Below are 8,116 nucleotides of genomic sequence, written 5' to 3'. Positions count from 1 at the left end.
TAATGGGACTCGTTTTCAATACAGTCTCTACAGTCGTTGCTTGTCCCCCTGTGCGAGAGGGACGACCGCGTGTCCGCGAACCATCACCAGGGAGCCGCCATGCCATCACCCACCCCCACGGCGGTCGAGGTAGCCGTGATCGGCGCCGGACCGGCCGGTCTCACCGCAGCCCTCGTGCTTGGCCGCCAGAAGCGGACGGTCGTGCTCATCGACGCCGGACAGCCCCGCAACGCCCCCGCGACCGAGATGCACATGTATCTCGGACTCGACGGCCGGCCTCCCGAGCAGCTGCGGAGTGTGGGGATGGAGGAGGTGGCCGGTCATCCGAACGTCGAGATCGTGCACTCCACCGTGACGGGCCTCGAGGTGACCGACCCAGACACGCCGATCCGACTCTCGACCTCTGACGGTGGAGGCTTCCTTGCCGAGCGGCTGCTGGTCACCGCCGGTGTCCGCGACGACGTGAGCGGGATCCCGGGCGTCGCGGAGCGCTTCGGCCAGGGGGTCTTTCACTGCCCGTTCTGCCACGGTCACGAGGTTGACGGGCGGCGACTCGCCGTCCTCACCGACGCCCCGGAGAATCCCGCCCAACCGGGATTGCAGGCGGTCTATCTCGCCACCCACTTCTCCCGCGACGTCACCCTGCTCACCAACGGCCACCCGGTACCCGACGAGATCAACGCGACCCTCACACGCAACGGCGTCGGCGTCGACCACCGTCCCGTCACCGAGGTCGCCGGGGCCGACGGCGACCTCACGGTCTCGGTCGGTGGCGAGGACCTCGGCTTCGGAGCGGTGTTCCACACGCCCCGCGAACTGCCACGTCACTCCGTTCCGGGGCTCGAGATCGAGACCGAGGGAGCGCACATCCTGGTGGACTGGCAGCAGCGTACGTCCGACCCGCGCGTGTTCGCGGCCGGTGACTGCGCCCGTCGTCGCGATGATCCCGTCCCGCTCGCCTTCGTGGCCCGTGCCGTCGCCGCCGGGCAGGCCGCGGCGCTGTGGATCGATCAAGACCTCTTCCGCGTCCGGGCCGGCCTCGGCTGACACGACCCCCGCCACACCCATCACCGCCCACTCATTTAAGGACCACCACGCCCATGGATCGCCGCGGTTTCCTCCGTCTCCTCGCCGTCAGCGGTGCCGTCACCGGCGCCGGACTCACCCTGGGCGCCTGCGCCACCGAGGACGGAGGCGCACCCGGGGTCGGCGACAGCTCGGGCTCGAGCGGAGAGGGGGGCACCGTCCGCGTGGCGGCAATGGTCTCCCCTGGGGACACGCTCGACCCCGCCGCGGCGACCTCACCGGGAGCGTGGGTCGGCATCTTCGCGGTCTACGACTCTCTGGTCGTCCTCCTCGACAACGAGCCGGTACCCCAACTGGCCGAGTCGATCACCTCGAACGACGCGGCCGATGTGTGGACGATCCGACTCCGGCCCGACGCCACCTTCTCGGACGGCTCGTCGGTGACCGCCGAGGACGCCCTGGCCTCGCTGGTCTACACGGCCGCCTCCCCGATGGCCGGGTCGTTCCTCGCCCCGCTCGACACCGAGGCATCCCGCGCTGTCGACGAGCGAACCCTGGAACTGCGCCTGAGTGCTCCGCGGGCCGACTTCGTCGAGACGGTCCTGGCCCCCCAGAGCGCCGTGTTCAAGGGCGGCGACCCCCGAGCCGGTATCGGATCGGGACCGTTCGTCCTCGAGTCCGGATCGGCCCAGGACGGCTGGGTCTTCACGCCCAACGACCATCACCCGGGCGTCGGCATCGACCGACTCGAGGTGCGGTCGATCCCGGACCCGGATGCGCGAGCCCGCGCCGTGGTCTCCGGCGAAGTCGACTACGCCAACGACCTCCCCGTCACCGCCGCGCGCACGGTGACCGACCCCGCCCGGATCACCGAGGGTGGCCCTGCGGACTCCAAAGCGCTGGGCCTTATCCTCAACACCCGTGTCGCGCCGTTCGACGACGAGCGGGTGCGGACCGCGTTCAAGCTACTGGTCGACCGGGAAAACCTCGTCAACACTGTCCTCGGTCACGGCGCGGTCGTGGGCGAGGACGTCCTGGGCAAGGGCATCAGCGGCTACCCCGACGACCTGTCCGAGGTCACCCGCGACGTGGCCCGGGCACGGACCATTCTCGAGGATGCAGGGGTCGGCGAGCTGACCCTGGTGACCTCGGACGTGGTCCCCGGCCTCAACGATGCCGCCGAACTCCTGGTCACCCAGGCCCGAGAGGCCGGACTCACCCTCACTCTCGACCGTCGGGACCCGGCCGCCTACTTCGCCGACATCCCGGGGCTGATGGAGCTGCCGCTGTTCTCGATCTACTGGGTCAACCGCTCGACGGCCACCGCGCTGCCGTTCACCACGGGTACCGCAGGCGGCTTCAACCTCGACGGATTCGGTGCCGATGCGAGGTGGGACCGGCGTCTGGCCGACGCCGCGGCGATCACCGACGACGCCGAACGCCAGGCGGCGGTCTCCGAGCTCGCCGTGGCGGTATCCACCCAGGGTGGCCAGCTCATCTGGGGGTACCAACCATTCCTCAACGGCATCACCGATGCCGCCGGCGACGTCCCCTCGAGCCAGTCGGCTCCGTTCTTCGGGTCCCGCCCCGACTGATGACGCCCAGATGCGCGGGGGTGCGGATCGCCCAGACGCTCCTCACCTTCGCGGTCACCGTCGTGCTGGCCTTCTGGTTGGTCGACACACTCCCCGGGGACGCCGCGACAACCTCGTTCGTGACCACCGACGCCTCCTGGCTCACCCGCCGACGCGCCGAACTCGGTCTCGACATCCCTGTCGCCGAAAGGTTCGTGGAGTGGTGGGGAGGGATGGTCCGGGGTGAACCCGGGCTCTCGGCCTCGGGCATCCCGGTCGTCGACCTGATCAGGGAGCCCCTGGCCCGGACCGGTCTACTCCTGCTCGCGGCGGTCCCCGTGTCCGTGGTGCTCGGACTCGGTGGTGGGGTGCTCGCCGGAGCTCGCGCCGAGTCCCGTACGGACCGGACGACCTCGCTCACCGCGTCCGTGGTGCTCGCCACCCCCGAGTTCGTCCTCGCGATGATCCTCGTGACGGTCTTGTCGATCCAGCTCGGTCTGCTCCCGCCGGTCTCACTCGTCCCGCTGGGCGGCAGCCCCCTCGACCGCCCGCAGATTCTCGTGCTCCCGGCGGTCACCGCCGGTGCGGTCGTCGGCGCGTGGCTGCAGCGAACCGTCCGCGCCGTGGTGGCCGCAGAAGCCGCACGACCACACGTCCGCGCCGCACGATTGGCCGGGATCCCACCGCTGGCCGTCCTCTGCCGGCACCTGCTTCCCGGGGCGATGGCACCACTCGTCCAGCTCTGCGCGCTCGCCGTGCCCGGTCTCATCGGCGCGGCCCTGGTCGTGGAGGTGGCGTTCGGCTACACCGGCGCAGGAAGCCTGCTCGTGACCCTCATCGCCAACCGCGACACCGTTCCGGTCGCCACCCTGGTCACCGCGGCCGCGGCCGTCACCGCGGCCTCGCTACTCGTCGCCGATCTGCTCACCGGTTCCGGACCCCGGCGGTGGCTCCGGTGACTCACGCCCATCTCGTGCGCGCCCTCCTCGTGGGACTGCTCACTACCGGACTCACGCTCGCGCTGCTCGGGCCTGTCCTGGCGCCCGTAGTCGGACTGCCCGCCCCGGACTCCGTCGTCGGCGATGCCTTCAGCCAGGACAGCGCCGCGTGGGGGACGGACCGGCTGGGCCGGGACGTGCTGGCGCGGGCGATGCACGGCAATCTGACGCTCGTCGCCCTCTCGGTGACAGCCGCGTTCCTGGCCACCGCGACCGGGGCCGTGGTCGGTCTCACGCTCGCCTGGATCCCACCACTGCGCCCGGTCGTGCGATTCGCGACTGACGTGCTGGTCACCCTCCCCCCCGTGCTCATCATCCTGGTCGTGGCCACGGCCGGAAACGGCTCGGTCGTGGTCGTGGGCGCGGTGACGACCATGCTGTTCATTCCTGTCAGCTCCCGCTACCTGGAGGCCGCGAGCGCCCCGCTCCTGGAGTCCGGGTTCGTGGAGGTCGCTCGCGCGGAGGGCCGGTCACGCCTGGACGTCACCGTGCGGGAGGTAGTCCCGGGCCTGTCCCGGCCGTTACTGACCGAGCTGTCCGTGCGCTTCACCAGCACCGTCTACCTGGTCAGCACGCTGGCGTTCCTGGGCGGTGGACTAGGAGGCGGCGGCGACGACTGGGCGTCGACCATCCGGGATTCGATCGCCGGGGTGACGCTCAATCCGTGGTCCGTGATCGTGCCGGCGATCGGGATCGCGCTCCTGACGGTGCCGCCGGCACTGCTCGCCGACCGGGAAGGGCACGGGACCCTGTGATGGTGGCCGCCTCTGCCCTCGCCGTACGTGACCTGGTGGTCCGGGACCGGACCGGCGCGCCGCGTCTCGAAGTCCCGCGCTTGGAGATCGAGCCCGGTGAACGCCTGGTGCTGGTGGGCCCGTCCGGCGCCGGCAAGTCGACCCTCGCCCGCGCGCTTCTCGGCGACCTCTCCCCCGGCCTGTGCGTCACCTCCGGTGCGGTCACCGTCGACGGCATGGACTCGCTCGGCGCGAGCGCCCGGCAGGTCCGCCTGCTGCGTCGTCGCAGCTGCTTTGTCGACCAGGACCCAGGCGTGGCGCTGACCCCGTGGCGCCGGATCGGCCAGCTCACCGAGGAGATCGCGGCCCGCCCGGGGCTGGGCATCCACTACGCGCGGGAACTGGGACTCCCCGTCGACCACGACTGGCTGCGGCGCCGACCGGCCCAGCTCAGTGGCGGCCAACGACGCAGAGTGGCCATCGCGCGCGCCCTGTCCGTCGACCCGGGCCTCGTGGTTCTCGACGAGCCCACGGCCGGACTCGATCCGGACACCGCGCGGGCCTTCACCGAGCTTCTCCTCTCGGTGACCACCGGACGCACACTCGTGCTCGTCACCCACGATGCCCGTCTGGCCCACGAGGTGGGCGGAAGGATCGTGACGGTGAACGCCGGCCGCATCGAGGAGTCCGCACCACCCTCGGCCGCGGTCCGGTGGCCGGCTCGCGTGGCGCCCACCTCCGCAGGGACCACCACCGGCCTGGCCTTCGACTCACTCACCGTGGCGCACCCGAACACCGCGCCTATCGGGCCACTCGACGCGGTCGTGCCGACCGGGTCGGTCGTCGCGCTGGCAGGCCGCTCGGGCTCAGGAAAGTCGACGCTGTTGCGCGCTGCCGTGGGCCTCCACCCTCCGGAACTGGGACGCGTACTGCTGCACGGGGGGCCACTGGCGCCACGGGTCGAGGACCGGCCTCGGACCCACATCGACTCCCTGGCCCTGGTGCCCCAGGACTCCTCGCTGGCCCTGGCCCCTGCGGTCGCCGTTGGCCGCAGACTCCGCCGACTCGCCCGCGACCACCGCACCGACCTGGCGCGGGTCTGTGAGGACCTCAAGCTCGGGACGGAGTTGCTGGACCGCCGGCCCGGTGCACTCTCCGGAGGGCAGCGGCAACGCATCGCCCTGGCCGCAGCGCTACTCCGCCGGCCCGACGTGCTCCTGGTCGACGAACCCACCGCGGCGCTCGACCGGGTAACGAGCAGCGCGGTGCTCGCCAGTCTCGAGCGGGCGTCCGCCGCCGGTACCGCGATCCTCGTGGCGACTCATGAGGCAGACGTGATCGCCCGTTGCGACTCGGTTCTCACGCTGTCCGGCACCGGATAGCTCTGGCGCGCCCCGCGCCCTACCAGCGGTTATGTGACTCCTCCGCCCACCCGGTGAGGCCGTCCAGGCGCACTGTGGTGCCGTCGTCGAGCACCCCGGTGCCGGACCAGGTGCCGAAGGCCTGGTGGGTGCGCACGGCCAGGACCCCGAACTCGGTGATGTCCCGGCGGAGATGGAACGGGGTGAGCGTGACGTCCAAGCGATCGCCACGGACCCGCCAGACCCCCGCCGGATCCGCCAGGTCATAGGACCATTGCAAGTCCTCGCCCATCTTGTGCAGTCGGCCGTCCACGATGATCCCGTTCTCCGTGGACCCGGTCCCGTCCGTCCACCGGCCACCCACCTGCAGCGCACACGGCACTCCGTCGACCACGCCGCTGCCCGCTCCCCAGTTCCACCGGGTGGCGTACCGCCAGCGCCCGCGCCCGCGGTCCAACACGGCCCACCCTCTCCCGAGGTCGTGGGCGACCCCGTCCAGGGTCACCGACCCGGTGACGGGGTTGGCGAGATCCTTGAGGGTGTACTGGAAGCGGCGCTCACTCCACGGCACCACCACTCCGAGGCTGTCGTGGCCCGGGCGCACGATCTCGAGATCCACCTGGAGCCCGGTCGCGCGCACCCGGATCGCGGTGGCGCCCTCGTCGTCGTCGATCTCGATTCCCACCCGCCCCGAACCCACGCCGGCCGACGCGTGCACGGTCCCCACTCCCGCCTCGTCGCTGAAGGCGGGCCGGCCGAGCGGGCTGACCCCGCTGCGGGTGGCCTCCACCCCGGTACGGCGGTCCAGAACGTAGACCGCGCAGGTGGACAGGTAGTCGAGACCGGCCACGGTGAGCCCCACCACGAACCGGTCGGTCACGATGCCCCAGTACTCCCAGCGCTTGGTGCGACCCCACCCGGCGATGGCGGTGCGGTGCAGCGGCGTGCGGGTCCAGCCGACGGCGGCCGGATCGAGTAGGTTGCCGCGGGCCAGGTCGGTGGGCCGGGTGATCTCACGCTCATCGGTCATACTCCCACCTTTCCATTCGCGCCGGTCGCGCCCATCCTGCGGTCCGCCGCGGTAAGGGAGGGACCGATGGCGCGACCGCGGCGCGTTGCCTATGGTGCGGTGGACCCGACTGACCCGGAGGGCCCGTGTCCACACTCGATCTGTTGCTCGCGACCGTCGGCGCCCTCGGAGTCGTGATCGTCGCACTGTCCGCGCGACTACACCGGTGGCCCGTGTCGGAGCCGCTCATCGCTCTCGGTGTCGGCATCGTCCTGGGCCCGGTGGTCCTCGGTGTTCTCGACGTCCCCAACATCGTCACCGACCCCTCGACGCTTCATCGTGGCGCGGAGATCCTTCTGGCCATCTCCGTGATGGGTGTGGCTCTCCGTTACCCCTTCTCGGCGATCCGCCGTCACTGGCGGCGACTGGCGCTCCTGCTGGTGGTGGTGATGCCCGCGATGGCACTGATCTCCACCGGTCTCGCGATCTGGGTGTTGGGTATCCCCTTCGCGGTGGCGCTGCTCCTCGGTACCGCGATCTGTCCCACGGATCCCGTCCTCTCCTCCGCCGCTGTGACCGGCGACGCCGCCGAGAGGGACCTGCCGGAGGACGACCGGCAACTGCTGTCTCTGGAGTCGGGGGCGAACGACGGATTGGCCCTTGCCCTGGTCGTCATCGCGCTCGCCGTCGCGACTCCCCTCACCGCCGGGCAGGCCGCACTGGAGATCGGCTGGCAGATCCTGGGCGCACTCGTGCTGGGCGTCCTCGCCGGAGTGTCGGCGGCCAGAGCGCTGCACTTCTCGGAGCGCCACCACGCTGCGGAGAACGGCCCGATCCTGCTGTTCACCCTGCTCCTGGCGCTACTCGTCCTCGGCGGCTCGGGGCTACTGGGGGTCAACGGGGTCTTCGCGGCCTTCGTCTCCGGATTGGCCTTCAACCTGACCAGCGTCGGGCGCGAGAGACAGGTGGAGGTGGAGATCGACGAGGCGATAAACCAGTTCGCGGTCCTGCCGTTCTTCCTGGTCCTCGGAGCGATGCTGCCGTGGGACCAGTGGGCGGGGTTGGGCTGGGGAGCGGTGATCCTCACGGCCGCCGTGCTCGTCCTGCGGCGCCCGCCGGTGCTACTGGTCTTCGCCCGGCCGCTCGGATTGCGTGTCCGCGACGCCGCGTTCCTCGGTTGGTTCGGACCGGTCGGGGTCGCGGCGGTGTTCTATCTCACCGAGGAGGCGTCCCGAGCGGGTGCGGATCCGCTGCTGCTGGGAGTGGGCACCCTCGTCGTGGTGGCCAGCACCCTCGCCCACGGCGCCTCCGCGGCTCCCGGTCGCGCCATGTTCAGGGCCGCCGCACGACGCGACGACCGGGATCCCGATCGATCACGTTGACCGATCACGTTGAGCCCTGCGCGCCCGCTCTC

At 71.2% G+C, this 8,116-nt stretch carries 7 protein-coding genes; 6 read left to right on the top strand and 1 reads right to left on the bottom strand.

Going from position 1 to position 8,116, the window contains the following annotated elements; translation table 11 throughout:
* Window positions 1-99: 99 nt before the first annotated feature.
* The 5 genes from ABIE38_RS01440 to ABIE38_RS01420 are packed head-to-tail and all read left to right on the top strand — an operon-like array spanning window position 100 to window position 5,714.
* Window positions 100-1,047, top strand: coding sequence for an NAD(P)/FAD-dependent oxidoreductase (locus ABIE38_RS01440; RefSeq protein ID WP_354053670.1), 948 nt, complete (start codon window positions 100-102; stop codon window positions 1,045-1,047).
* A gap of 53 nt (window positions 1,048-1,100) precedes the next feature.
* Window positions 1,101-2,621 carry an ABC transporter substrate-binding protein gene (locus ABIE38_RS01435; protein ID WP_354053669.1) on the top strand — a complete coding sequence of 507 codons (1,521 nt, stop codon included), beginning with the start codon at window positions 1,101-1,103 and terminating at the stop codon, window positions 2,619-2,621.
* Window positions 2,621-3,559, top strand: a complete 939-nt coding sequence (locus tag ABIE38_RS01430; RefSeq protein ID WP_354053668.1) for an ABC transporter permease — start codon at window positions 2,621-2,623, stop codon at window positions 3,557-3,559. Before ABIE38_RS01435 ends, ABIE38_RS01430 begins: the two co-directional genes overlap by 1 nt.
* Entirely contained in the window at window positions 3,556-4,353 is a 798-nt protein-coding gene (locus ABIE38_RS01425) for an ABC transporter permease subunit (RefSeq protein WP_354053667.1), read from the top strand. Before ABIE38_RS01430 ends, ABIE38_RS01425 begins: the two co-directional genes overlap by 4 nt.
* Window positions 4,354-4,355: 2 nt before the next feature.
* Window positions 4,356-5,714: an ABC transporter ATP-binding protein gene (locus tag ABIE38_RS01420; RefSeq protein ID WP_354053666.1), complete on the top strand. Its 1,359-nt coding sequence runs from the start codon at window positions 4,356-4,358 to the stop codon at window positions 5,712-5,714.
* Between the two features lie 19 nt (window positions 5,715-5,733).
* On the opposite strand, the gene ABIE38_RS01415 is transcribed toward ABIE38_RS01420, so the two are convergent.
* Window positions 5,734-6,723, bottom strand: a complete 990-nt coding sequence (locus tag ABIE38_RS01415; RefSeq protein WP_354053665.1) for a DUF2804 domain-containing protein — start codon at window positions 6,721-6,723, stop codon at window positions 5,734-5,736.
* 125 nt (window positions 6,724-6,848) lie between these two features.
* On the opposite strand from ABIE38_RS01415, the gene ABIE38_RS01410 reads away from it, so the two are divergent.
* On the top strand, window positions 6,849-8,084 hold the full coding sequence (locus ABIE38_RS01410) for a cation:proton antiporter domain-containing protein (protein ID WP_354053664.1): 1,236 nt from the start codon (window positions 6,849-6,851) through the stop codon (window positions 8,082-8,084).
* Window positions 8,085-8,116 lie beyond the last annotated feature (32 nt).

The sequence above is a fragment of the Dietzia sp. 2505 genome (assembly GCF_040546785.1).
In the GTDB taxonomy this organism is placed as follows: Bacteria; Actinomycetota; Actinomycetes; order Mycobacteriales; family Mycobacteriaceae; genus Dietzia.
The sequence above is the reverse complement of the archived record's forward strand: the minus strand, read 5'-3'. Positions and strand labels throughout refer to the sequence as shown.

Coding starts and splice junctions, on each gene's coding strand:
- ABIE38_RS01415 (WP_354053665.1), bottom strand. CDS start 6,723: ATGACCGATGAGCGTGAGATCACCCGGCCCACCGACCTGGCCCGCGGC.
- ABIE38_RS01440 (WP_354053670.1), top strand. CDS start 100: ATGCCATCACCCACCCCCACGGCGGTCGAGGTAGCCGTGATCGGCGCC.
- ABIE38_RS01430 (WP_354053668.1), top strand. CDS start 2,621: ATGACGCCCAGATGCGCGGGGGTGCGGATCGCCCAGACGCTCCTCACC.
- ABIE38_RS01435 (WP_354053669.1), top strand. CDS start 1,101: ATGGATCGCCGCGGTTTCCTCCGTCTCCTCGCCGTCAGCGGTGCCGTC.